We start from the raw sequence: 22,650 nt of genomic DNA on the forward strand, positions 1-22,650 counted from the left end.
GATAAATTGTAGTATAATAATTCCTGCGTGTGAGAGTGCATTTTAATAAAAGAATTCATTGTTTGAACGGATGAAACTAGACTTTGGGCAGACAATAACATAAATCATGGAAAAAATTTAGGAGAGGCGATAGTTTAAGGAAGCGATACCATCTCACACCTATAGGAGATACGAATGAATCGCAATCTCATGTATCCTCTCTGTTCATACTTACAAAAAATCAAGAAGAAAAGAGGTGAAACTGGTTGTATCTTCTTTTACAGAAGTAGATTTAACCAGGAAGCTGCTTGTCGCAACAAACATTTTTACCACCTAATCGTTCAAGGAAAAAACGAGTTATTTTTATTACAATTATCGTACTTCTTTTACTTGTTGGCGGTGCATTTTTCTATGCTCAATCCCGCTTAACACCCGTGGATCGAAACAGCAATAAAAAAGTAAATGTGACCATTCCACAAGGTTCTTCCGTTCAATCGATTGGTACGGTATTGAAAAAAGAAGATTTAATTAAAAGTAAAAGTGCCTTTCGCTATTACGTAAAATTAACCCATGTATCTGGATTTCAAGCTGGAACGTATTTATTTTCTCCTTCCATGAGCTTAGGGGAAATGGTTGAAAAAATGGAAAAAGGCGAGGTTTCAAAACAACCTGATATTCGTGTCACCATTCCAGAAGGACGCCAGCTTGTCGAAATTGCTGATATCATTGCTAAAAATACAAAGTTTACAAAAGACGAAGTCATGAAAAAGCTAGACGATAAGGCATTCATCAATAAAATGAAAGAAAAGTATCCAGATTTAGTAACGGATGAAGTGATGCAAAAAGATATTAAACATCCGCTAGAAGGTTATTTATATCCCGTTACGTATGATTTTTATGATAAAAATGTGTCGTTAGATGAAATATTGGATAAAATGGTAGGGAAAACAAATAATGTATTAGGTCAGTACAGTGGGCAAATGGAAAAGAAAAAATTCAGTGCACATAAATTGTTAACCATGTCTTCTCTAATTGAAGAGGAAGCGACTGCGAAAGTCGACCGAGAAAAAATTGCCAGCGTCTTTTATAATCGCCTTGAAAAAAACATGCCTCTTCAAACGGATCCAACCGTATTATATGCCTTAGGAGAGCATAAAGACCGGGTGTTCTATAAGCATTTAGAAGTGGACTCTCCTTACAATACGTATAAAGTAAAGGGGTTGCCTCCAGGACCAATTGCCAGCTCTGGATTGATGTCAATCAAAGCTGCGTTACATCCAGCCAATACAGATTATTTATACTTCTTGGCTACACCTGAAGGAAAAGTTATTTTTACCAAAACGTTAGAAGAACATAACAAAGAAAAAGCCAAGCATATTACAGGTAAAGAAAAGCAAAATACCGAAAAATAATTGGAAATTTAAAATTGGGGAATCGCGATACTTCGCATTCCCCATCTTTTATGTTAAAATATATCGGGTTTACGTAAAAACGAAAAAAACTTATAATAGACTAGTTGTCTTACTATTTTGCAGTAATGAAACGTTATGAAAACATAATGTAAAATGTACTTCTGAGAACGGAGGAAGTGTTTTGCTTTTACAAAACGTAGAGCAGTATGTGGAAAAGCTTATTCCTAAGCGCCAGGAGCTTATTGAAGAAATGGAAGCTTATGCAGAAGAACATCACGTTCCGATTATGGAATTGATTGGTGTTGAAACGCTATTGCAAATTCTTCGTCTTCATCAGCCAAAACATATATTAGAAATTGGAACAGCGATTGCATATTCGTCTATTCGAATCACCCATGCGCTTCCAGAGGCACGAGTGGTTACGGTAGAACGAAATGAAGAGCGTTACCAAAAAGCGCAAGAGTTTATTGAACGGGCGGGAAAACAAGATAAAATTGTGTCGTTGTTTGGAGATGCACTTGAGCTTAGAGATGAAATTGAACGTCATGGTCCTTATGATGCAGTCTTTATCGATGCAGCTAAAGGTCAGTATCAGCGTTTTTTCGAACATTATGAGCCGATGCTATCTTCTAAAGGAATGATTATTTCGGATAACGTACTATTTAAAGGTCACGTAGCGACCGATTTGGCGGAAGTAGAAACACGTCGACGCCGTAGCTTAATTAAAAAAATTCAGGCATACAATACGTGGCTGATGAATCATCCCGATTATTATACAACTATTCTCCCTATTGGAGACGGAATCGCGATTAGTATTAAAAGAGGTGACCAAGAATGAAAAAACCAGAACTATTAGTGACACCAACTGCAGTTTCGGAAATCGAATCATTACTACAAGCTGGAGCAACGGCTATTATGGTTGGTGAACAGCGCTACGGTTTGCGTTTAGCAGGTGAATTCAAACGTGAAGATATCGTAGAAGCTGTAAATATTGCTCATCAGCATGATGCAAAAGTCTACGTAGCGATGAACGGATTATTTCACAATGATAAAATCGCCGAATTAAATGAATATATTTTATTCTTAAAAGAAGCAAGCGTGGATGCGATTGTATTTGGAGATCCGGCTGTATTAATGGCAGTGCGTGAAACAGCTCCAGAAATGAAGATGCACTGGAGTACTGAAACAACGGGAACAAACTGGTATTCATGTAACTACTGGGGCCGCAAAGGAGCTAAGCGTGCAGTTCTTGCTCGTGAGCTAAGCATGGATAGCATCATTGATATCAAAGAAAAAGCCGAAGTAGAAATTGAAGTTCAGGTGCATGGCATGACGTGTATGTTCCAATCGAAACGTTCACTTCTTGGCAACTACTTTGAGTATCAAGGAAAAGTCATGGAAATTGAAAATCGTAAAGTAGAAAAAGATATGTTTTTACTTGATAATGAGCGAAACAATAAGTATCCAATTTTCGAAGATGAAAATGGAACGCACATTATGAGTCCAAATGATATGTGCATTATCGATGAGCTTTCCGAAATGATTGACGCTGAAGTAGATGTATTTAAAATTGACGGCGTATTAAAGTCACCGCAATATATTTTAGAAGTAACAAAAAAATATCGTCAAGCGATTGATTTATGTGTAGATGACCGTGAAGAATACGAAAACGTTAAAGACGATTTGTTAGAAGAAATTGAAAGCTTGCAGCCAATTAACCGCCCGTTAGACACAGGGTTTTTCTTTAAAGAAACTGTATATTAAAAAGCATGCAAAGAAAGATAAACAAAGGAGGTACAAACGATGGCTGTTCAAATCGATACTGTAGTAGAAGGTAAACGAGTTATTACGAAAAAGCCTGAGTTGTTAGCTCCAGCCGGTAACCTTGAAAAATTAAAAGTTGCCGTACACTATGGAGCAGATGCTGTGTTTATCGGAGGAAAAGAGTTTGGCCTTCGTTCAAATGCAGATAACTTTACATTTGAAGAAATGGCAGAAGGTGTTCAGTTTGCAAACAAATACGGCGCACGTATTTATGTTACAACAAACATTTTTGCTCACAATGAAAATATGGACGGACTTGAAGATTATTTAATGGGATTAGAGCGCGCTGGCGTTTCTGGAATCATCGTAGCTGATCCGTTAATTATCGAAACCTGTCGACGCGTTGCACCTAAGCTTGAAGTACACTTAAGTACGCAGCAATCACTTTCAAACTGGAAAGCCGTTCAATTCTGGAAAGAAGAAGGATTAGAACGTGTTGTACTTGCTCGTGAAACGGGTGCTGAAGAAATGCGCGAAATGAAAGAAAAAGTGGATATTGAAATTGAAGCTTTTATTCACGGAGCGATGTGTATTGCTTATTCAGGCCGCTGCGTGCTAAGTAACCACATGACAGCGCGTGATTCAAACCGTGGAGGCTGCTGTCAATCATGCCGTTGGGACTATGATTTATTTAAAGTAGAAGACGGTAAAACGGAAACGCCTTTATTTGATGAGCAAGACGATCCGTTTGCAATGAGTCCAAAAGATTTAAATTTAATTCAATCTATCCCTCAAATGATTGAGCTGGGTATTGATAGCTTGAAAATTGAAGGACGTATGAAGTCGATCCACTATATTGCAACAGTGGTGAGCGTATATCGCAAAGTGATTGACGCATACTGTGCAGATCCTGAGAATTTTGTGATTCAAAAAGAATGGCTTGATGAGCTAGACAAATGTGCGAACCGCGATACGGCTCCCGCCTTTTTTGAAGGGGTTCCTGGAGTGGATGAACAAATGTTTGGCGTACACGGCAAGAAAACAAAATTTGATTTTGCTGGTTTAGTATTGAATTATGATGAAGAAACAAGCATCGTGACATTGCAACAGCGTAACTATTTTAAACCGGGAGAAGAAGTGGAATTTTTTGGTCCGGAAATTAAAAACTTTACGCAAAAAATAGATAAAATTTGGGACGAAGATGGCAATGAACTAGATGCTGCGCGTCATCCGCTGCAAATTGTGAAATTTAAAGTGGACCAACCTCTATTTTCATATAACATGATGCGAAAGGGGATTTAAATATAAAATGGGGAAAAAGCCCGTTGTAATCGGTATCGCTGGTGGATCCGGTTCTGGTAAAACAACTGTAACCAAAGCTATTTATGAGTATTTTAAAGGGCATTCTATTATGCTTCTTGAGCAAGACTATTATTATAAAGATCAAAGCGATGTACCGTTTGAACAGCGTTTGCAAACAAATTACGATCATCCTCTAGCATTTGATAATGATTTGCTGATTGAACACTTGCAAAACTTATTAAATTATGAGAGCATTGACAAACCGGTATATGATTACGCAATTCATACGCGCTCTGAGAAGGTAATTAAAGAAGAACCAAAAGATGTTATTATCTTAGAAGGTATTCTTGTACTAGAAGATCAGCGCTTGCGTAATTTAATGGATATCAAGCTATACGTAGATACAGATGCGGATCTTCGTATCATTCGTCGTATGCTTCGTGATATTAAAGAACGAGAGCGTACGCTTGAGTCAGTTGTTGATCAATACGTATCTGTCGTTCGCCCGATGCATAATCAGTTTGTTGAACCAACAAAACGCTATGCAGATATTATCATTCCTGAAGGCGGTCAAAACCACGTAGCGATTGACTTGATGGTCACTAAAATTCAAACAATTCTTGAACAAAATGCCATTTTATAATAACATAGCATAGATGCAGGAATTTTTTTGAAGACAATGCAGACATATTCTGCTAACTAAACACAAACATTATAAAGAATAGAGAAACGAGCAGCTTCTATTTTGAAGCTGTCATTTCTCTATTAACTGATTTTTCCACAGAGTGGAAAATTTTTTGTACATACAGAAATCGACTGTATACACTAGAGATTTTGAGTTCAAGAAGGAGTGAAGGGATTATGGCACAAGAAAAAGTATTTCCAATGACAGAAGAAGGAAAGCTAAAGCTAGAGCAAGAGCTAGAATATTTAAAAACAGTAAAACGTAAAGAAGTTGTAGAGCGTATCAAGATCGCCCGCAGTTTTGGAGATTTATCGGAGAACTCTGAGTACGATTCTGCAAAAGACGAGCAGGCTTTCGTGGAAGGACGTATTACAACGCTTGAGAATATGATTCGCAATGCGAAAATTATTGAAGAAGATGTAGAAAATTCTTCTATCGTATCATTAGGTAAATCTGTAACATTTGTAGAGTTGCCAGATGGTGACGAAGAAACGTATACAATTGTAGGTAGTGCAGAAGCAGATCCATTTGAAGGGAAAATTTCAAATGATTCGCCAATTGCTAAAAGTCTAATGGGCAAACAAATTGGAGATCAAGTAACTGTTCAAACTCCTGGTGGAGATATGTCAGTGAAAATTGTATCTGTTAAGTAAAACATATGGTTGGAAGCGTTCTACTGAATGCTCGTAAGTAAAAAAGCTGACACGCGTCAGCTTTTTTTATATGATTTAAAAAAACGGAGAGAATAGAAAAGATATGTAGGAAAGGAAAGATGAAGATGAAAGATATCGATTTTACTAAAACAGCGCTTGTTTTAATTGATTTACAAAAAGGGATTGTGCCAATTGGAGGAGACGAAATTGTAGAAAAATCTGTTCAGCTTGTGAATCATTTCCGCGAACAAAATGGATTTATTAGCTTTGTACGAGTAGATTTTCAAGATGGAAAAGATGCGTTGACGCCAGAAACGGATCAAAAGCCATCTGCTCCTCAAGAAAGACCTGCAGACTGGGCAGAATTCGATCCAAGACTTAATGTTCAAGAGACTGATTACATTGTGACAAAACGTCAGTGGGGAGCCTTTTTTGGGACAGATTTAGACCTTCAGCTTCGCCGAAGAGGAATTGATACAATTGTCCTTTGCGGAATTGCAACAAACATTGGTGTGGAAAGCACAGCTCGTGAAGCATTTCAGTATGGATATAACCAAATTTTTATCACGGATGCCATGGCGACATTTACAAAAGAAGAGCATGAGGCCACTCTTTCTTACATCTTTCCGAAAATAGGAAAGCTACGAACAACTCAACAATTTTTAACGGAAAATGAATAATAAAAACTTGCTGAATCAGCAAGTTTTTTTATGGAATGAAAAAAAGAATGAATATTTCTTAAGATAATGGTTTTAAAAGTAATGGCAACGTCGACACTTGTAAAGAGTGAGGTGTAGTCATGAAAATAATTCACAAGCGAATTTATATTACTCTTATTTTTATTTTATTATTAATTAGTGGACTGGGAGCACGGCTTGTTCAACTCCAGCTTGTCAGCACAGAATCTTTTACTGATAAAAATATTAACTTAATTGAAGGAAGCGTAAAACAGCGTACGCAGGAAATGGTGGTAGACGACGGGCGAGGGAAATTTGAAGATAAAAATGGGCAGTCTTTAACATCTATCACGCATAATCGCTTAGTCCTATTTCCGTTTTTAGAAAAAATGAAGTGGCCCGTTCAGCAAGTAAGCGAAATTGTGGGAATGCAACCACAGGAATTAACGAACAGACTAGCAAATGCTAAAACACCGGTTGTTATTACAAAAGAATTATCACATGCACAAGTCGAAAAAATAAATGCATTAAAGGTACCTGGCGTGTTTGGAATTCCTCTAAAAGATGAGCGTCCAGTTCCTCTTGCTGAACATTTAATCGGACTAGAAGCACAAAGCAAACAAATAATTGAAGAGAAGTACAGTGATAAATTGAAAAATGGAGCTATTAAATCAACTACGCCTGTAGGTATCTCAGGGATGCAGAGGGCTTTTGACGAGTTTTTGCTGCCTGAACAAGAGTCTAAGCTCCTTTATCATGTTGATCGCCTAGGTGGACCTATGTTTGGCATCGATGTAAAATATACGGGCACAGCTAACCCTTATTATCCAGTCAGTGTGCGTACGACGCTTGATTTGTCTGCTCAGGAGCTAGTGGAGAATACATTGAATCATTATAAGTTAAAAGACGGAGGAGCCGTCTTAATTGATATAAAAAACAATAAAGTAATTGCGATGGCCAGCAGGCCTTCGATTAATAAGAAAGATCCATTTAAAAAGCAAAACGGTTCAGACAGCGTAGAAAATCGTTTGCTGACGCCGCAAACTCCTGGATCTATATTTAAAACCGTAACAGCAGCTGCAGCGCTTGAACAAAATAAAATTCAGCCTTCTTTTACCTATAACTGCGATAAAAGTATTTATGGCAATAATGTAGAAGAAGATCATCAAAAAGGGCAGCTGACGTTTGAAGAAAGCTTTGCGCAAAGTTGTAATGCAACGTTTGCCCAGCTAGCAAAAGAAATGATAATATCTAATCCGGATATCATTGAACAATATGCTGATAAGTTAGGGCTTCTTCAGCCTGTAGGATGGACGGGTGATGTGTTTCACTTTGAACATTTTAAGCAGTTTTTAGGAGAAAAATCGGGAAGAGTTTGGACAAATGATAGAGAAAAAAAAGTACCAAATGCTGTAGCGCAAACAGCAATTGGACAGCTTGACGTAAAAGTGACTCCGCTTGCAGTAGCAAATATGATGGCGACAATTGCACGGGGAGGAGAAAAGAAGCAGGTAAAAGCGGTAGATGCGCTGGACTATAAGAACAATACGTCACTGTATACGTTTAAAGAGCATGAGCTAAAAGGAGATACGATTAATGAAGCCACAGCTGCTTCTATGCAGCAGCTTTTAAAAGGCGTCGTACAGAGCGAAAAAGGAACAGGAAGAAGATTTCAAACGCTTCCTTATGAAGTGGCAGGAAAGTCAGGAACTGCTGAAATCAATGTGAAGGCCGATATCGTCAATAAATGGTTTGCGGGTTACTTTCCGGCAGATGATCCAAAATACGCAATGGTAGTAGTGGATTTAAATACAAAAAGTGCGATATCTCCCACAAACAGCGTATTTTATGATATTGTTAAAGGGATGTATGACTTAAATACACGTTAAAATAAGAAGAATTTGTAAAAAATATTACAAATATACTTCAAATAAATTTTGATGCTTCATGTATAAGAAAACACATGTTAGAATAAAGCATTATAAAAGTTGGAGGAAATTGTAGCAATGAATAACAATCGTTCTTCAAGACACGAAAACAAAGAAAAAAAAGTAAACCGATTATATAATCTGTTAATTGCTGTCGTAGCAGTTTTAATTGTATTTGTCGGTGGTACGATGATTCTTGGAAACAAGGATAAATCGGATAACCAAGCGGAAACAACTCAAAACAATCCGCAAACAAATGACCAAAAAACGGACAAGACGGCTAAAAAAGACGATGATTCTTCGAAAGATGATCAAGCAACAGATGATCAAAGTTCTGAAGATGACCAAAGCTCTGAAGATGATCAAGCAACAGATGAAGAATCAAATGACTCAGATTCACAGGCTGAAGTAGAGAAAAATCCAGAGCCTGGCGTGGCAGAACGCAAGGTAGATCCTTCATGGGATTCAGTAGGTACGTCACAAGATGCACCTGCAGCAACTTATAAAAAAGGATCAACGGATTGGAACGAAATGCTAAAAGCTGTAGGCGAAGGATCAGGCATTAGCCCAAGCAATATGACCGTATGGCGTTTAGGGAATAACGGTGGCGTAGGTAAAGCCGTAGCTACGGTTAGTCCTAAAGGCAACTCATCAACAAAATACCGCGTTCAAATTGAATGGGTAGATGGAGAAGGCTGGAAGCCCGCAGTAGTGGATAAGCTTCAATAAGAAAAGCAGCGCGCTAGCGCTGCTTTTTTAATTTGAAATGAACAACTGCAGAGTACAGTTTTTTACCTTGTTCATAGTCCACAGACATTTGATGAGATACGCTGTGCACCTCAAGCAAAATCGCCTTATTTTGATCAATTTTTTCCGCAATTTGTTTCTCAAGCATTTTAACATCAGGCGCTTCAAAAAATTCTATTTTATCTTCAATCATTTCAAATTCAAAATTCATCTTACGACCTCCTTACCTCATTACTATAGTATAGCAAATAGAAAGTTAAAAGCTTAAAATATTTGTAAATGAAGAACAAACGATAGTTAAAAACATACTATATCCATAAGAATTATTAGTTATAAGGAGGCGTTTTTTATGGGTCTAGAGTTTTTAGATATCTTTGAAAAGTGGGCGAATGAGTATGATGCATCGGTAAGCGGGAAAGATGAACAGTATAAAGAAGTGTTTCGCAATTATAATGAAATCTTAGAGTATGTAGCAAATCGTTCAATAGGGCATGTGATCGAATTTGGAACAGGGACTGGAAACTTAACAAAAAAACTTTTAGAAAAAGAACTTACGGTAGTAGGAATTGAGCCGTCAGTGCCAATGAGACAATTGGCACACCAGAAATTAGGAGCAGATGTTTTAGTCACACCGGGAGACTTTTTACAGTTTGATACATCGTTGTTTCCAGCAGAGAGCTTAGTTAGTACGTATGCATTTCATCATTTAACAGATAAAGAAAAAGAAGAAGCTGTGATAAACTATGGAAAGTTACTTCAAACCGGTGGTAAAATAGTGTTTGCCGATACAATGTTTGAAACAGCGGATTCATTTGCTGATACCATTGTTCAGGCAAAACAAAAAGGGTATACGCAACTAGCAGAAGATCTAGAGAGGGAATACTATACAACGATCCCTGTCTTAAAGCAAATCTTTGAAAGCAATGGTTTTCACATAACCTTTACACAATTTAATCACTTTGTGTGGGTATTGGAGGCAACGAAACAATAGTAGAAAGAGGTTTTAAAATGAAAGTAGCAATCATTGGAGCAATGGAAGAAGAAGTGACGATTTTACGCGATAAAATTGAGAATCGTCAAGAAACAGTAATCGCAGGATGTGAATACTCAACAGGAACAATCAGCGGCGTGGAGGTTGTATTATTAAAATCAGGTATTGGAAAAGTAAATGCGGCGTTATCTACAGCCATCTTACTAGAGAAGTTCAAACCTGATTACGTTATTAACACAGGATCAGCAGGCGGTTTCCATCCAGAGTTAAACGTAGGGGATGCGGTTATTTCAACAGAAGTTCGTCATCATGATGTAGATGTAACGGTATTCAACTATGAATACGGTCAAGTGCCAAACTTGCCTGCAGCTTTTAAAGCAGATGAAAAACTAGTTCGTCTTGCTGAAGAAAGCGCTCTTGAAGTAACGGATATGAAAATTGTAAAAGGATTAATTGCTACAGGAGATTCGTTCATGAACGATCCTGTGCGCGTAGAGTTTGTTCGCTCTAAGTTTCCAGACCTTTATGCAGCTGAAATGGAAGCAGCGGCTGTTGCTCAAGTATGCTATCAATTTGGCGTACCGTTCGTTATTCTTCGTGCTCTTTCTGACATCGCCGGCAAAGAATCAAATGTTTCTTTTGAGCAATTTTTAGAAAAAGCAGCTGTTAATTCAACAAAATTAGTATTGAATTTTATTACAAAATTAAAATAAGCTGTTCATAAAATATAGAGTTTGTTTTCGTCTACACTCTGCATCGTTTGTCATAACATGGGGTGTAGACTATATTTTCATCTTAATTCCTACTTTATTTATAGGTTAAGTTATATTATTTCGATAGCGAGGTGTTCAAGATTATGAAGGTAGTCAAAAACGTTCATGAATTGATTGGAAACACACCTATGATTGAGATTACACAATTTGATTTACCTAGGGAAATCAGGATATTTGCCAAGCTGGAATATGTTAATCCAGGAGGAAGTGTAAAAGATCGTTTAGGAAAAGAACTGCTGCAAGAAGCTCTTGGCTCTGGAAGACTGAAGCGAGGCGGAACGCTGGTTGAGCCTACTGCTGGGAATACGGGGATCGGGCTGGCTTTAGCTGCTCTTCAGTACGAAATAAACGTCATACTATGTGTTCCAGAAAAATTCAGTATTGAAAAACAGCAGCTTATGAAGGCTTTGGGGGCAACGGTGGTTCAAACGCCTACTGAAGCTGGTATGAAAGGTGCTATAAACAAAGCTCAAGAGCTGCTGCGTGAAATCCCTGGTTCTTATTGTCCTCAACAGTTTGCTAATCCGGCCAACCCTATGACTTATTATAAAACCTTAGGGCCAGAAATATATGAACAGCTTGATGGAAAAGTTGACGTGTTTGTAGCTGGAGCAGGTACAGGGGGAACATTTATGGGTACAGCGAAATTTTTGAAAAAAAAAAATCCTTCTCTAAAAACAGTCATTGTGGAGCCGGAAGGTTCAATTTTAAACGGGGGGAAATCCGGCCCTCACTTAACTGAAGGAATTGGAATGGAGTTCATCCCTGATTATATGGAGCGATCTTATTTTAATGCTATTCATACTGTTGAAGATGTTTATGCTTTTCAAAGAGTGAAAGAGCTGGCTTTAAAAGAGGGGTTACTAGTAGGTAGCTCTTCAGGAGCAGCCTTTGAAGCAGCCCTGATCGAAGCAAAAAATGCAGAAAAAGGGGCTCATATCGTCACGATTTTTCCGGATAGCAGTGAACGGTACTTAAGTAAAAATATTTACAGTGGAGGAAGATAAGATGAAACGTAAAACACAGTTGATTCATGGTGGAATTGTTGGCGATGAACAGACGGGTGCTGTCTCTGTTCCTATTTATCAAGTGAGTACTTATAAACAAGAGGGAGCGGGAAAACATACGGGATATGAGTATTCGAGAACCGGTAACCCTACACGTCATGCCCTAGAAGAACTTATCAAAGAAATTGAAGGAGGATATGCTGGGTTTGCGTTTGGATCTGGTATGGCCGCTACTACTGCCGTGTTCATGCTGTTTAACAGCGGAGATCATGTGTTAATTACAGATGACGTATACGGAGGAACGTATCGAGTGATCACAAAGGTACTAAGCCGTATCGGCATTGAGGCTACTTTTATTGATACAAGCGATATCCAAAATATCGAGAAAGAAATTCGCCCTAACACAAAAGCCATTTTTATTGAAACTCCAACGAATCCTCTTCTAAAAATTACTGACTTGCAGCATGCTTCTTCAGTAGCTAAACAACACCATTTACTTACCATCGTTGACAACACATTCAGTACGCCGTATTGGCAAAATCCTATCGAAAAAGGCGCAGATATTGTTCTGCACAGTGCAACTAAGTATTTAGGGGGACACAGTGACGTTGTAGCAGGGCTAGCAGTGGTGAATTCGCCTAAATTAGCTGAAGACCTTCATTTTATCCAAAATGCGACTGGAGGCATTTTAGGACCTCAGGATTCTTGGCTTTTAATGAGAGGGATTAAAACATTAGGAATACGAATGGAAGAACACGAATTCAACACGGGGAAAATAGTAGAATTTTTACTTGCCCATCCTGCTGTGGCAAAAGTATATTATCCAGGATTAAAAACCCACCCAAACCACCTCATTGCTAAAAAGCAAGCAAGAGGTTTTGGGGGAATGGTTTCGTTTGATGTGGGAAGCGAAGAGAAAGCGGAAGAAGTACTGAGCAAAGTGAAGTATTTTACATTAGCAGAAAGTTTAGGAGCCATCGAAAGCCTCATTTCCATTCCTTCTAAAATGACTCATGCTTCTATACCGAGCGACCGACGTAAAGAGCTAGGAATTACAGATGGATTAATTCGTATTTCTGTAGGTCTTGAAGATGTAGAAGATTTAATTGAAGACTTAGAAAGAGCATTGGAATAAAGGTGGTAAAAATAGGATTTTTATAGACCTATAGATCTATGATAGAGTAGAGTTATAACATTCTACTGAGAAGGTGATTGTATGAAAGCTCAACACATCAAAGCAAAAATTGAAGATTACAGCCGCTTTATTTACGTCCTTCTAGCCGTAAGTACATTCTTGTATATTGGTGTTATGATTGGCCAAGGTGAAAAAAGTGATATGCAGCTTGGAATAATGGAAGCGATCGTTATTCTTTTTACCGCCCTTGCTTTTTATTTTAGTTATCAAACTAAAAAACTAAAAAAAGAATTAATGAAAGAAAAAGAATAATAGATACAAAAAGGCGATGATCCATCGTCTTTTTTTTATGAGGGTTAAAAAAATAAAAAAATTCCCTATTTTTCAAAAAAACAGTTTACTTTTTATGAGTTCGTGGATATAATTACCATTGTAAGGAAAATACTTTATTAAAAGGAGGTCGAGTCATATGTTAAGACGTTTATCAGGTATGGATCATTCAGTTTGGGCTATGTTCAAAAATCGTCTATATATGTATACTATTCGGCCGTGTTCCTGTATCAAGTAACTTTCTTACCTTGATCGTTAAAACACGTTAATTCACCACAGGTGCGAATAGTAGCCCTGTGGTTTTTATTGTCTTTCAGCCACAGGATGCTTATGCATAACTGTGGTTTTTTTTGTATAAGGAGGTGATTGGAATGACACTGAATATTTTCTTTTTAACTATTACCATAAAGTCCCGTCAATACTCAGAGGAAGAAATTAAGCATGAACAGTATGTAAGACAATTAGAAGAAGAAATAAAAGACCGCAAGTATGAATTTTATCGTCATTTCTAATTTGAATAGTGGAAAGGAGTGGATGAATGATGATTAATCAAAAAGGATATATCGTTGTATGGCTGCTTGTGGAGAAAGATTCCACCTAAATGACTAGTAGGGGGAGTAATGATGTGTTTGCTGCGGATTATCATTTGGAAATTATTTTAAAAAAGAGCGGAAAGAAGGATTAATTCTCCTTCTTTCCGCTCTTTTTTTTCTCTTTTTCGGCTCTGTAAAATTCGTGAAACATTTTCATCAGCGCTCGCTTTTCAATTCGTGAAACATAACTTCTTGAAATATTTAATTCCTTTGCAATTTCTCGCTGGGTTTTTTCATCCTGCAAATCCAAACCGAAGCGGCCAACAATTACTTCTTTTTCTCGATCATCGAGGATATCGATGTATTCTTTTATTTTTTCTAATTCCATATTTAGTTGAATCATATCAATTACATCGTCTGATTCTGATTTTAATACATCAATCAAACTGATTTCATTTCCTTCTTTATCCTGGCCAATTGGATCATGCAGCGACACATCTTTTTTTGTTTTTTTGAGCGCTCGCAAGTGCATCAATATTTCATTTTCAATACAGCGTGCGGCATAAGTAGCTAATTTTGTTCCTTTTCCTTGCGAATAACTTTCGATTGCTTTAATTAAACCGATTGTCCCAATTGAAATTAAATCTTCCGCATCCTCTCCCGTGTTTTCAAACTTTTTAACAATATGCGCAACGAGTCGGAGATTGTGTTCAATAAGAAGGTTTCGCGCTTCTTGATCTCCTTGTTCCATTAAAGATAAATATCTCTTTTCTTCAGCAGCAGACAAGGGTTGAGGAAACGCATTGTTTTTTACGTAGGAAACAAGGAAAACCAATTCTTTAAAGAAATAGCCTAGTGCGGTAAATAATGCAGACATCTCTTCACCTCCATAAGGGGATATCAACCTGTGAGAGACTAACATTACACTATATGTAAAAAGAAGGATGTCTTTGCCTGTACGTTTAAAATTCCCCCCAGGGACAAGAGAGTTTGAAAAAGTCCACAGATTTTTCTTTAGAGATAGTTACCAGCCTATACAGAGAAAAAGTATGTACATACGCTAGTAGTAGTTCATAGTGTAAGGAGGGAGAGTATGTACGGTTACGGAGGCTGCTGTTATCCTAATTATCCAGCTTACCCATGCGGAGGAGGGTTCGGCTGGGGACTTGGATTGTTGATTGTTCTATTTGTTCTGTTATTAATTTTCGGAAGCTTCTATTGGTTTTTTAGCTGCTGGTGTTAAAAAAAACTCATGCATGTGCATGAGTTTTTTTAGATGACATATCCTACCGAATAGAACCATTCATTTTTAAGAATTCTTAAGGAATTTTCGCTTTGTTTCTTAAAGAAGATGATTTATTCTATAATTAAGAAAAGAAGTAAGATGATAATATTCCTTTGTAAAAGTAAGTGGAGCTCTATACTTTTTTTAGCTTGAACGTACTAATCATCAAGCAAGCGAGTACGATAATTAAAAACATATAAAAGTGTGAAGGCAAATAAGGGACGCCCAAGTAGCTAAGAGTTAATAAACAACCTGCTGCGGTAATAGGGAGCCCTGTAAAATACCCAGTATTTTCTGTGATGTTAAAGCGGGCAAGACGAAGTGCTCCGCAAGCAATGTAACAGATGGTAACAATTGAACCTGCAGCACCAAAGTGAGATAAAATACTTTGATAAAGTAGTAGAGCTGGAGCGATGCCAAATGATATAATATCGCACATGGAGTCCAGTTGTTTTCCAAGTTCAGATTCAATTTGCAGCTTTCTGGCTACCATGCCGTCGAATCGGTCTGCTAACGCTGCTAAAAAAATTAGTAATAAACTTAAGTTCAATTCATTTTTCATGACAAATAAAATAGCAAAGCTTCCTAAACTTAAATTAACAATCGTTAAGGAGTTTGCCGCTTGGGATCTCAGCTTTTTAATTGTATGATCTAGATAGTCTAATAAAAACAATTTCCTCACTCCTTTAAAGGATGGAATGAACTAAAGGTAAAAATAATGGTAATTTCATTGTAGACGCAAACCTTATTCTAGTAAAGAACTATTCAGTATGTGGAGGTAAAATTATTGTTGCAGCACCTGTATCGAACGTTTATTGAGCTTACGAATCACCAGGGATCATCGAAGCTCATTCGAAAATTCACTTTCTCTAAATGGAGTCGGTTTATTATACCCTCCTATACAAAAGTTTTTAAAGTAAATAAAGAAGAAATGGACAAGCCTCTGCATCATTATCAAAACTTACACGAGCTATTTATTCGTCGTTTGAAGCCTTCTGCCCGTCCGGTCGATCAGCAGAAAGACAGCGTTGTCAGTCCTGTAGATGCAAAGATAGAAGCATATGGAGTCATTACGCCTCAAAAAGAAATGATTGTAAAAAACAAACCTTATTCTATACAGGAAATGGTTTCAAATGATCTCATTCTTGAAAAATATATAGAAGGACAGTTTATTATCCTCTATCTTAGTCCAAAAGACTATCATCGCATTCACAGTCCTCTTAAAGCACAAGTAGGGAATACGTGGACCGTTGGACAAAAGTCTTATCCAGTAAATTCATTAGGAATCAAGTATGGGAAAGAACCGCTTGTGAAAAATTTCCGGAAGCTCACGGAGTTAACATTTGAAAATGGTCACATGCTGATGGTAAAAGTAGGAGCCATGTTTATAAACAGCATTGAAGCGGTTTCTAAAAAAGAAGTAGTCGAAAAAGGGGAAGAAATGGCTTACTTCACGTTTGGCTCGACTGTCATTTTATTATTTGAGAAGAACTCAATCACTTTTGATTCTAACGTCCACTCAGGTTCTTACGTAAAATGTGGAGAACCAATTGCTCATTTGAAAAAATAGAGCCTATATAATAAAAGAGTAGATAGATAAATGAAGATGCAGCTTTCTTTTATTAAGAAGGCTCTTTTATTCGTTAAGAAGGAATTTGTATGCTAATCTTTAATGATCTTCTTTCAATTTCCTCTTCAATTAATTTTATAAAATCAGGGCTTAATTGCAGTTCGGTTGCTTTGCTGTATGACTCAATAAGCAGCTCATCTGATAATTTTCTCATAAGATTGCCGCCACCTCCTACTAAAATAAATATCCTAAAAAGTTATATTTAAATGCTAATAAATTCCTTATTTATAATCTAACATGAATCAAATAAAGGAACAATCGTTCTGTTATCCACAGCTTTCGGTGGATAAAATGTGGGTATGTTGTTTATAATTACCATTAATTGCTGAACTATAACAGAGGATAATGTGTATAACCTTATCCACATAGTTGGGCTTATCATTTTTTGTCGAAAACTTTTAACAGAATTTGTTTACCACTTACCCTATTTGATAAGTAATAAACGTTTTCTGCACTATTTTTTATTTTAAGTTTGCAGTGGGTAAATATATCGTAAGCTCACGAACAAATGGAGGTTTACTGCCTTTTGTCAATAACTTTCTGTATAAAGTTAAAGCATTCACAAGGCATATCCTTTATACTAAGAAAAGACCTGTTTTTGAAGAGAATAAAATTTTAGGTTGGAAAATAACAAGAAGTCGTTATAATGATAGACGGCGTTAATTTTAGTATGTAACTATATATTCGAGGTGCATGATACGTGTTGAAACTTTTTTTACCAAATGAACATGTGAAAAACGTGTTTCAAATTAAGCCAGACGATTTGAAAGAGCGCGGGATAAAAGGAATTATTACCGACTTAGATAACACGTTGGTGGAATGGGATCGCCCTGATGCCACTCCGGAATTAATTGAGTGGTTTCAGTTAATGAAAGATAGTGGAATTAAAATTACGATTGTATCGAATAATGTGGAGAAACGAGTCAAGCTGTTTTCAGATCCAGTTGGACTTCCATTTGTATATAAAGCACGCAAACCGATGCGTAAAGCATTTAGAAGAGCTCTTCGTGATATGGAGCTGCAAAAAGATGAGGTTGTGGTCATTGGCGACCAGCTTTTAACGGATGTATTAGGAGGAAATCGCCTAGGCGTATATACGGTTTTGGTTGTACCAGTTGCGCAAACAGATGGATTTGTAACGAAATTTAACCGTAAAATGGAACGAAGAATTCTAGGTTGGATGAAACGAAAAGGTATGATTAACTGGGAGGATTAAAACGTGAGTGAAGAAAAAATACAGTGCGTAGGATGCGGAGTGGAGATTCAAACAGAACGACCGAATGAACTTGGCTACGCTCCAAAATCAGCATTAGAAAAAGAAGCTATTATTTGCCAGCGATGCTTTCGCTTGAAGCATTATAATGAAGTACAAGATGTTTCCTTAACAGACGATGATTTTTTAAAAATCTTAAATGGAATTGGTCAAACGGACGGTTTGGTTGTAAAAGTTGTAGATATCTTTGACTTTAACGGCAGCTGGTTACCTGGTTTGCATCGATTTGTTGGAAATAATAAGGTTCTTTTAGTGGGAAATAAAGCAGATTTACTGCCGAAGTCTATAAAGAAAAATAAACTAATTCATTGGATGAAGCGAGAAGCGAAAGAGCTTGGCCTAAAATCAGTGGATGTGTTCCTCATGAGCGCGCAAAAAGGACAAGGAATTCGAGAAATTGCCGAAGCCATTGAACATTATCGCGAAGGTAAAGATGTATATGTTGTTGGATGTACAAACGTTGGTAAATCGACATTTATTAATGCCATTATTAAAGAAGTAACGGGAGAAAAAGATATTATTACTACGTCTCAATATCCGGGCACAACGCTTGATATGATTGATATCCCGCTTGATAACGGCGCGTCTTTATATGATACGCCTGGCATTATTAATCATCATCAAATGGCTCACTATGTAGATAAACGAGACTTAAAGTTAATTTCTCCTAAAAAAGAAATAAAGCCGAAGGTTTATCAGCTAAACGAAGGGCAAACGCTATACTTTGGAGGACTGGCGCGCTTAGATTATGTACAGGGAGGCCGCAAGTCGTTAACATGTTATGTATCGAATGATTTGCATATCCATCGTACAAAGCTTGAAAAAGCAGATGAGTTGTATGAAAAGCAAGCAGGTGAACTGCTTCAGCCGCCGCGCCCAGAGCAAATGAGTGAGTTTCCTGAACTTGTTGCACATGAATTTACAATCAAAAATGAAAAGACGGATATTGTTTTTTCAGGGCTTGGCTGGGTGACGGTTAATGAGTCAGGTTCAAAAGTTGTGGCGCATGCACCAAAAGGAGTCGGCGTATTTGTGCGCGATTCTTTAATTTAAACAAAAAGGGGAAAAAATCTTGAGTACATTATATGGGCTAGTTGGTTATCCGCTTGGGCATTCACTATCGCCATTGATGCAAAATGATGCCTTTAAACGTCTGAACATGGATGCGCATTATGAGGCTTTTCCAATTGAACCTGTTCATTTTGAGTCAGCTATTGGAGAGCTAAAAGATAAAAACATTCAAGGATTTAATGTCACGATTCCGTATAAAGTTGATATTATGAATCATTTGGATGAAGTCGATTCATTAGCAAAGGCAATTGGCGCTGTAAATACAGTTGTTAATCAAGATGGCCGTTATATTGGATACAATACCGACGGAGAGGGGTATGTGACTTCTTTACTCAAAGCAGTAGAAGGCGGCTTATCCCAAAAAAGAATTTTAATTATTGGAGCTGGAGGAGCTGCAAAAGCTATTTTTTATACAATTGCAGCTCAGCACGCTCCCGATGTAATTGCGATATGCAATCGTACCGTCGAAAAAGCAGCTGTACTAGCTAATGAGCTGCCTTTTTCGACGAAAACGGCGGCGATGTCTATTTCTGATGCGGAAAAACAACTAGATACATTCGATATTATTATTAATACCACTTCGGTGGGGATGTATCCTAACGTTGATGAGCTGCCTTTAGCACTTACTTTATTGCAAAAAGAAGCGGTGGTCAGCGATATTATTTACAACCCTTTAAAAACAAAGCTTTTGAAAGAGGCTGAAGCAAAAGGGGCAGGCACTCATAACGGTGTCGGTATGTTTGTACTGCAAGGTGCACTTGCATTTGAAAAATGGACGAAGGTCCGTCCTGACGAAGAGGCAATGGAACACATTGTTCTTTCAACACTAACTAAGAGATAAGATACAACGGAGGTTTTTATGTTAACAGGTAAACAAAAACGTTTTTTACGTTCAAAAGCACATCATTTAAATCCAATTTTCCAAGTAGGAAAAGGTGGAGTCAATGAAAATATGATTGGTCAAATTGCTGATGCATTAGAAGCAAGAGAATTATTAAAAGTAAGCATTCTGCAAAACTGTGACGAAGATCGTGACACGGTTGCTGCTCGATTAACAAAAGGAACAAAAGCAGAGCTTGTACAAGTGATTGGAAATACAATTGTGTTATATAAAGAATCACGTGAAAATAAGCAGTTAATGCTTCCAAAAGTGAAATGAAATAGAGCGGGGAAACCCGCTCTATTTAAAAATGAAGTAAATTAAAGGAGTCGGGGATTGTTGAAGAGTATTGGAATTTTAGGTGGAACGTTCAATCCGCCTCATTTGGGGCATTTAATGATGGCAAATGAGGTTTTGCATGCCTTGAAATTAGATGAGATATGGTTCATGCCGTCATATATTCCACCTCATAAAACAATCAAAGAGCCTATTGAGCCATATCATCGTTTACAAATGCTAAAGCTAGCTATTGAAGAACATGATCAATTCACCCTGCAGCCGATTGAATTTGAGCGCAAAGAGCCTTCATATACATATGATACGATGAGAATACTAACAGAGAAATATCCAACGTATCAGTTTCATTTCATCATTGGTGCTGATATGGTAGAATATTTGCCGAAGTGGTATGAAATTGATGAATTAGTCAATTTGGTTACATTTGTAGGTGTAAAGCGCCCGGGGTATACCATTACGTCCCCTTACCCGATAAAAGAAGTAGAAGTTCCGCAGTTTGATGTCTCCTCTTCCTTTATTCGCGAACGAGTAGTAAAGAAAGAAACCATTCGTTATTTTATACCTGCTGGTGTTAAACAATATATCGAGGAGAATCAATTATATGAATCGAACTGAGGCATTAGAAATCGTAAAGAAACAGTTAACAGAACGTCGTTATATTCATACTGTCGGGGTAATGGAAACAGCAATTGAATTAGCTAAACGTTTTGAAGCAGACGAAAAAAAAGCAGAACTGGCTGCTATTTTTCATGACTATGCCAAGTTTCGTCCAAAGGAAGAGATGAAGCAAATTATTATTGATCAAAACATGAACCCTTCTTTATTGGAATACAATACCGAATTATGGCATGCTCCAGTAGGCGCGTTTTTAGTGAGAAATGAAGTAGGGATTACGGATAAGGAAGTATTGGATGCAATTGCTTACCATACATCCGGAAGACCTGGCATGACGTTACTTGAAAAAATTGTGTACGTTGCTGATTATATTGAACCTGGAAGGAGATTTCCAGGTGTTGATGAAGTGCGGGAGTTAGCTAAAACCGACTTAAATGCAGCACTTATTCAATCATTAAAGAATACTATTTCTTTTTTAATGACCAAACATCAGGCCGTTTATCCCGATACGATGATGACATATAATGATTTAATCTTAGGAGGTCAAACACATGACTGAACGTGAATTGCTATCTCTTGTTGTAGAAGCAGCCGATGATAAAAAAGCAATCGATATCGTAGCGTTAAATATGGAAGGAATCTCACTTGTGGCAGATTATTTTGTTATTTGTCACGGTAACTCAGATAAACAAGTGCAGGCAATTGCTCGTGAAATTAAAGAAAAAGCACACGAACAAGGCATTTCTGTGAAGCGTTTAGAAGGGTTTGAGCAGGCTAAGTGGGTGCTTGTTGATCTTGGAGATGTTGTGGTTCACATTTTCCATAAAGATGAGCGCGGATATTATAACTTAGAACGCTTATGGGGAGATGCACCATTTGTAAGTTCAGAAGAGCTACAGCTATGAGCAGGTACGGAGAATTTGCCTACGTATATGATCAGCTAATGGCAGACGTTCCGTATGACGATTGGGCTGAATTTTTTAATCAGCAGGTGGCAAAAGCAAAAACAAAGCCTAACAGTATATTAGACCTTGCCTGCGGCACGGGAGAACTCTCCGTTCGATTTGCAAAAGAAGGTTTCTCCGTAGTCGGCGTTGATTTGTCTGATGATATGCTTATGGTAGCTCAAGAGAAGGCAGCAGAAGCAGGGGTAACGCTATCTCTTTTTCAGCAAAACATGGCGGAACTTGAGTTATTGAAAGAGTTTGATTGTGTAGTAATCTTTTGTGATTCTTTGAACTATTTGCAAAGTGATAAAGAAGTTCAAGAAACCATTCAACGTGTATATAAACACTTAAAACCAGGTGGGCTCTTTATATTTGATGTTCATTCAGTGCATAAGATGAAGGACGTATTTGGAAATCAATCTTTTTCTTATGTAGATGAAGACGTGTCATATATTTGGAACTGCACCTATGACGATACAGACATGCGTGTAGAGCATGATATTACGTTTTTTGCTTATGATGCAGAAATCGATGCATATCATCGTTTTGATGAGGTGCATGCTCAGCGCACTTGGTCGATTGACCATTATCAATCATGGCTGAGCCAAGCTGGTTTTATAAATATAGAAGTAAGTGCAGATTTCAAAATGAGTAAGCCTACTTCAAACAGTGAGCGCATCTTTTTCTCTGCGCAAAAAAAAGAAGCCGAGTAGAGGCTTCTTTTTTTGTTTCAAAG

29 protein-coding genes are annotated in these 22,650 nt (G+C 37.5%); 25 read left to right on the forward strand and 4 right to left on the reverse strand.

Features of this window, described 5'->3' with window-relative positions; genetic code table 11:
• Window positions 1-287: 287 nt before the first annotated feature.
• From mltG to ACH6EI_RS01520, 9 genes are all read left to right on the forward strand, one after another.
• Window positions 288-1,391 (forward strand): endolytic transglycosylase MltG, encoded by a 1,104-nt coding sequence (gene mltG, locus ACH6EI_RS01480; protein ID WP_028411679.1) that lies wholly within the window; start codon window positions 288-290, stop codon window positions 1,389-1,391.
• Between the two features lie 181 nt (window positions 1,392-1,572).
• Window positions 1,573-2,229 carry an O-methyltransferase gene (locus ACH6EI_RS01485; protein WP_028411678.1) on the forward strand — a complete coding sequence of 219 codons (657 nt, stop codon included), beginning with the start codon at window positions 1,573-1,575 and terminating at the stop codon, window positions 2,227-2,229.
• A complete protein-coding gene (locus tag ACH6EI_RS01490; protein WP_028411677.1) occupies window positions 2,226-3,155 on the forward strand; it encodes a peptidase U32 family protein in 930 nt (309 codons plus the stop codon). Before ACH6EI_RS01485 ends, ACH6EI_RS01490 begins: the two co-directional genes overlap by 4 nt.
• Before the next feature lie 39 nt (window positions 3,156-3,194).
• A complete protein-coding gene (locus ACH6EI_RS01495) occupies window positions 3,195-4,457 on the forward strand; it encodes a peptidase U32 family protein (protein ID WP_028411676.1) in 1,263 nt (420 codons plus the stop codon).
• Window positions 4,458-4,464: 7 nt separating this feature from the next.
• On the forward strand, window positions 4,465-5,100 hold the full coding sequence (udk, locus tag ACH6EI_RS01500; RefSeq protein WP_028411675.1) for a uridine kinase: 636 nt from the start codon (window positions 4,465-4,467) through the stop codon (window positions 5,098-5,100).
• A gap of 218 nt (window positions 5,101-5,318) precedes the next feature.
• A complete protein-coding gene (gene greA, locus ACH6EI_RS01505) occupies window positions 5,319-5,795 on the forward strand; it encodes a transcription elongation factor GreA (RefSeq protein WP_013059279.1) in 477 nt (158 codons plus the stop codon).
• 119 nt (window positions 5,796-5,914) lie between these two features.
• Window positions 5,915-6,475, forward strand: a complete 561-nt coding sequence (locus ACH6EI_RS01510; protein ID WP_028411674.1) for an isochorismatase family protein — start codon at window positions 5,915-5,917, stop codon at window positions 6,473-6,475.
• Window positions 6,476-6,594: 119 nt separating this feature from the next.
• The gene (locus ACH6EI_RS01515) at window positions 6,595-8,361 is read left to right on the forward strand and encodes a peptidoglycan D,D-transpeptidase FtsI family protein (protein ID WP_028411673.1); all 1,767 of its coding nucleotides are present in this window, start codon (window positions 6,595-6,597) and stop codon (window positions 8,359-8,361) included.
• A gap of 117 nt (window positions 8,362-8,478) precedes the next feature.
• The gene (locus ACH6EI_RS01520; protein WP_013085083.1) at window positions 8,479-9,129 is read left to right on the forward strand and encodes a YrrS family protein; all 651 of its coding nucleotides are present in this window, start codon (window positions 8,479-8,481) and stop codon (window positions 9,127-9,129) included.
• 13 nt (window positions 9,130-9,142) lie between these two features.
• Here ACH6EI_RS01520 and ACH6EI_RS01525 read toward each other — a convergent pair whose 3' ends face one another.
• Entirely contained in the window at window positions 9,143-9,358 is a 216-nt protein-coding gene (locus ACH6EI_RS01525) for a DUF2536 family protein (protein ID WP_013085082.1), read from the reverse strand.
• A 138-nt stretch (window positions 9,359-9,496) separates the two neighbouring features.
• Between ACH6EI_RS01525 and ACH6EI_RS01530 the strand changes: the two genes are divergently transcribed.
• From ACH6EI_RS01530 to ACH6EI_RS01555, 6 genes are all read left to right on the forward strand, one after another.
• Window positions 9,497-10,138: a class I SAM-dependent methyltransferase gene (locus ACH6EI_RS01530; RefSeq protein WP_028411672.1), complete on the forward strand. Its 642-nt coding sequence runs from the start codon at window positions 9,497-9,499 to the stop codon at window positions 10,136-10,138.
• A gap of 17 nt (window positions 10,139-10,155) precedes the next feature.
• Window positions 10,156-10,851 carry a 5'-methylthioadenosine/S-adenosylhomocysteine nucleosidase gene (gene mtnN, locus ACH6EI_RS01535; protein ID WP_028411671.1) on the forward strand — a complete coding sequence of 232 codons (696 nt, stop codon included), beginning with the start codon at window positions 10,156-10,158 and terminating at the stop codon, window positions 10,849-10,851.
• Window positions 10,852-10,994: 143 nt separating this feature from the next.
• Window positions 10,995-11,918, forward strand: a complete 924-nt coding sequence (locus ACH6EI_RS01540; protein ID WP_108674316.1) for a PLP-dependent cysteine synthase family protein — start codon at window positions 10,995-10,997, stop codon at window positions 11,916-11,918.
• Window position 11,919: 1 nt separating this feature from the next.
• Window positions 11,920-13,053 carry a bifunctional cystathionine gamma-lyase/homocysteine desulfhydrase gene (locus ACH6EI_RS01545; protein WP_028411669.1) on the forward strand — a complete coding sequence of 378 codons (1,134 nt, stop codon included), beginning with the start codon at window positions 11,920-11,922 and terminating at the stop codon, window positions 13,051-13,053.
• Between the two features lie 81 nt (window positions 13,054-13,134).
• Window positions 13,135-13,365 (forward strand): YrhC family protein, encoded by a 231-nt coding sequence (locus ACH6EI_RS01550; RefSeq protein ID WP_028411668.1) that lies wholly within the window; start codon window positions 13,135-13,137, stop codon window positions 13,363-13,365.
• 389 nt (window positions 13,366-13,754) lie between these two features.
• The gene (locus tag ACH6EI_RS01555) at window positions 13,755-13,895 is read left to right on the forward strand and encodes a YrzI family small protein (protein ID WP_014458165.1); all 141 of its coding nucleotides are present in this window, start codon (window positions 13,755-13,757) and stop codon (window positions 13,893-13,895) included.
• A gap of 169 nt (window positions 13,896-14,064) precedes the next feature.
• On the opposite strand, the gene sigK is transcribed toward ACH6EI_RS01555, so the two are convergent.
• Entirely contained in the window at window positions 14,065-14,793 is a 729-nt protein-coding gene (sigK, locus tag ACH6EI_RS01560) for an RNA polymerase sporulation sigma factor SigK (protein ID WP_013059268.1), read from the reverse strand.
• Between the two features lie 216 nt (window positions 14,794-15,009).
• Here sigK and ACH6EI_RS01565 point away from each other — a divergent pair, with 216 nt between their 5' ends.
• On the forward strand, window positions 15,010-15,159 hold the full coding sequence (locus ACH6EI_RS01565) for a hypothetical protein (protein ID WP_014458166.1): 150 nt from the start codon (window positions 15,010-15,012) through the stop codon (window positions 15,157-15,159).
• A gap of 175 nt (window positions 15,160-15,334) precedes the next feature.
• Here the strand turns inward: ACH6EI_RS01565 and pssA are convergent, their stop codons facing one another.
• Window positions 15,335-15,874 (reverse strand): CDP-diacylglycerol--serine O-phosphatidyltransferase, encoded by a 540-nt coding sequence (gene pssA / locus ACH6EI_RS01570; RefSeq protein ID WP_013059266.1) that lies wholly within the window; start codon window positions 15,872-15,874, stop codon window positions 15,335-15,337.
• Between the two features lie 114 nt (window positions 15,875-15,988).
• Here pssA and ACH6EI_RS01575 point away from each other — a divergent pair, with 114 nt between their 5' ends.
• Window positions 15,989-16,771 (forward strand): phosphatidylserine decarboxylase, encoded by a 783-nt coding sequence (locus ACH6EI_RS01575; protein ID WP_028411667.1) that lies wholly within the window; start codon window positions 15,989-15,991, stop codon window positions 16,769-16,771.
• Window positions 16,772-16,844: 73 nt separating this feature from the next.
• Here the strand turns inward: ACH6EI_RS01575 and ACH6EI_RS01580 are convergent, their stop codons facing one another.
• Complete coding sequence (locus tag ACH6EI_RS01580) at window positions 16,845-16,985, reverse strand: sporulation histidine kinase inhibitor Sda (RefSeq protein WP_013059264.1); 141 nt, start codon at window positions 16,983-16,985, stop codon at window positions 16,845-16,847.
• 549 nt (window positions 16,986-17,534) lie between these two features.
• On the opposite strand from ACH6EI_RS01580, the gene ACH6EI_RS01585 reads away from it, so the two are divergent.
• Genes ACH6EI_RS01585 through ACH6EI_RS01620 form a run of 8 tightly spaced genes read left to right on the forward strand, consistent with a single transcriptional unit; the run spans window position 17,535 to window position 22,627 of the window.
• Complete coding sequence (locus ACH6EI_RS01585; protein ID WP_013059263.1) at window positions 17,535-18,047, forward strand: YqeG family HAD IIIA-type phosphatase; 513 nt, start codon at window positions 17,535-17,537, stop codon at window positions 18,045-18,047.
• 3 nt (window positions 18,048-18,050) lie between these two features.
• Window positions 18,051-19,157 (forward strand): ribosome biogenesis GTPase YqeH, encoded by a 1,107-nt coding sequence (yqeH, locus tag ACH6EI_RS01590; RefSeq protein WP_028411666.1) that lies wholly within the window; start codon window positions 18,051-18,053, stop codon window positions 19,155-19,157.
• A 19-nt stretch (window positions 19,158-19,176) separates the two neighbouring features.
• Window positions 19,177-20,016 carry a shikimate dehydrogenase gene (gene aroE / locus ACH6EI_RS01595; protein ID WP_099000501.1) on the forward strand — a complete coding sequence of 280 codons (840 nt, stop codon included), beginning with the start codon at window positions 19,177-19,179 and terminating at the stop codon, window positions 20,014-20,016.
• Between the two features lie 18 nt (window positions 20,017-20,034).
• Window positions 20,035-20,334, forward strand: coding sequence for a ribosome assembly RNA-binding protein YhbY (yhbY, locus tag ACH6EI_RS01600; protein ID WP_013059260.1), 300 nt, complete (start codon window positions 20,035-20,037; stop codon window positions 20,332-20,334).
• 60 nt (window positions 20,335-20,394) lie between these two features.
• A complete protein-coding gene (locus ACH6EI_RS01605) occupies window positions 20,395-20,967 on the forward strand; it encodes a nicotinate-nucleotide adenylyltransferase (protein ID WP_025750563.1) in 573 nt (190 codons plus the stop codon).
• Window positions 20,954-21,526 carry a bis(5'-nucleosyl)-tetraphosphatase (symmetrical) YqeK gene (gene yqeK / locus ACH6EI_RS01610; RefSeq protein ID WP_028411664.1) on the forward strand — a complete coding sequence of 191 codons (573 nt, stop codon included), beginning with the start codon at window positions 20,954-20,956 and terminating at the stop codon, window positions 21,524-21,526. The genes ACH6EI_RS01605 and yqeK overlap by 14 nt, the downstream gene beginning before the upstream one ends.
• Entirely contained in the window at window positions 21,519-21,872 is a 354-nt protein-coding gene (gene rsfS, locus ACH6EI_RS01615) for a ribosome silencing factor (protein WP_013085071.1), read from the forward strand. Before yqeK ends, rsfS begins: the two co-directional genes overlap by 8 nt.
• Window positions 21,869-22,627 carry a class I SAM-dependent DNA methyltransferase gene (locus ACH6EI_RS01620; RefSeq protein WP_099331297.1) on the forward strand — a complete coding sequence of 253 codons (759 nt, stop codon included), beginning with the start codon at window positions 21,869-21,871 and terminating at the stop codon, window positions 22,625-22,627. Before rsfS ends, ACH6EI_RS01620 begins: the two co-directional genes overlap by 4 nt.
• The last annotated feature ends 23 nt before the right edge of the window (window positions 22,628-22,650 follow it).

This window comes from Priestia sp. JSM ZJ58 (genome assembly GCF_044383985.1).
GTDB lineage: Bacteria > Bacillota > Bacilli > Bacillales > Bacillaceae_H > Priestia > Priestia zanthoxyli.